Below are 270 nucleotides of genomic sequence, written 5' to 3'. Positions count from 1 at the left end.
GATTCATGACTGGGGTGAAGTCGTAACAAGGTAACCGTAGGGGAACCTGCGGTTGGATCACCTCCTTACCTTAAAGAACCTGCCTTTGTAGTGCTCACACAGATTGTCTGATGAATGATGAACTTCTGAATGTACTTTTGAGTGCATTAAGAAGTTTTGCTCTTTAAAAATCTGGATCAAGCTGAAAATTGAAACGACACATCTTAAATGGTGTGTTCGAGTCTCTCAAATTTTCGCAATCAGAAGTGAAACATCTTCGGGTTGTGAGGT

Annotated in this window: 1 rRNA gene; it reads left to right on the top strand. The window is 41.1% G+C overall.

What is annotated here, in order from left to right:
* A 16S ribosomal RNA gene (locus FHC48_RS23190) occupies positions 1-68 on the top strand; the annotation flags it as partial.
* Positions 69-270 lie beyond the last annotated feature (202 nt).

The organism is Enterobacter sp. EC_50 (assembly GCF_019584525.1).
In the GTDB taxonomy this organism is placed as follows: Bacteria; Pseudomonadota; Gammaproteobacteria; order Enterobacterales; family Enterobacteriaceae; genus Enterobacter; species Enterobacter roggenkampii.
This window is presented reverse-complemented; position numbering and strand designations above follow the sequence as displayed.